General features: G+C 71.0%; 1 protein-coding gene. It reads left to right on the forward strand.

Annotated elements, in window-relative coordinates; all coding sequences use genetic code 11:
• On the forward strand, positions 1–1,283 hold a 1,283-nt coding region (locus CHF15_RS43745; protein ID WP_143681809.1), incomplete at both ends, for a KR domain-containing protein.

A 1,283-nucleotide genomic window follows, 5' to 3' on the forward strand; every position in this document is an offset into this window, starting at 1 on the left:
GCGGGGCTGTCGTTCGAGGCCCCGCGTATCCCGGTCGTGTCGAACCTGACGGGCGCCGTCGTCGCAGATGACATGGGCTCGCCCGAGTTCTGGGTCCGGCACGTCCGTGAAGCCGTGCGCTTCCTGGACGGTGTCCGTGTCCTGGAGGAGGCCGGTGTCAGCACGTTTGTGGAGCTGGGTCCTGACGGGGTTCTGTCGGCGATGGCTCAGGAGTGTGTGACGGGCGAGGGCGCGGTCTTCGTTCCGGTGCTGCGCAAGGGCCGTTCGGAGGCGGAGACCGCCGTCACGGCGTTGGCGCAGGCACACGTGCGAGGCGTGGAGGCCGACTGGCGGAAGTTCTTCGCCGGGACCGGTGCGCGGCGGGCGGACCTGCCGACCTACGCCTTCCAGCGGAAGCGCTACTGGCCGGAGGCGGCACTGCCGGCCAACGCTCCGACCGGTGGGGCCGTGGACACCGTGGATGCCCGGTTCTGGGAGGCGGTGGAGCGAGAGGACCTCACGTCACTGGTTTCCGCCCTCGGGACCGATGACGACACCGCTTGGGCGAGTGTCCTGCCCGGTCTGTCGGCGTGGCGTCGGCAGGGTCGGGAGCGGTCGGAGGTGGACGGCTGGCGGTACCGGGTGGTGTGGAAGCCGCTGACCGAGGCTTCGGGCGCGCGCCTGTCCGGGTTGTGGCTGGTCGTGGTTCCGGCCGAGAGTGACGTTGACGGGCCGCTGGTGGATGCGCTTGCGGACCGTGGTGCGGAGGTGCGCCGCGTCGAAGTCGAGTCGGGCATGGATCGCGCTGCACTGGCGGGTCTGGTCGCCGGTGAGTACGCGGGTGTGGTGTCGCTGCTCGGGCTTGTGGAGTCGGTCTCTCTGCTGCAGGCGCTGGGCGATGCCCAGGTGGACGCCTCGTTGTGGTGTCTGACGCGGGGTGCGGTCTCGGTCGGTCGGTCGGACCGACTTGTGTCGCCTACGCAGGCGCAGGTGTGGGGTCTGGGTCGGGTTGCGGCGCTGGAGGTGCCGGAGCGCTGGGGTGGTCTGGTCGATCTGCCTGAGACGCTGGACGAGCGTGCGCTGTCGCGTCTGATGGGTGTGCTGGCCGGGTCGGTCGAGGATCAGGTGGCCGTGCGTGCGTCAGGTGTGTTCGGGCGTCGTTTGGTGCGGGCGGCGCTGCCGGAGGGTGCGGGGTCGTGGGTTCCGTCGGGCACGGTGCTGGTGACGGGTGGCACGGGTGCGCTGGGTGGTCGTGTCGCGCGGTGGTTGGCGGAGGCCGGCGCTGAGCGGCTCGTGCTGACCAG

Origin of the sequence: Actinacidiphila glaucinigra, from assembly GCF_900188405.1 — a bacterium.
GTDB classification, from domain to species: Bacteria; Actinomycetota; Actinomycetes; order Streptomycetales; family Streptomycetaceae; genus Actinacidiphila; species Actinacidiphila glaucinigra.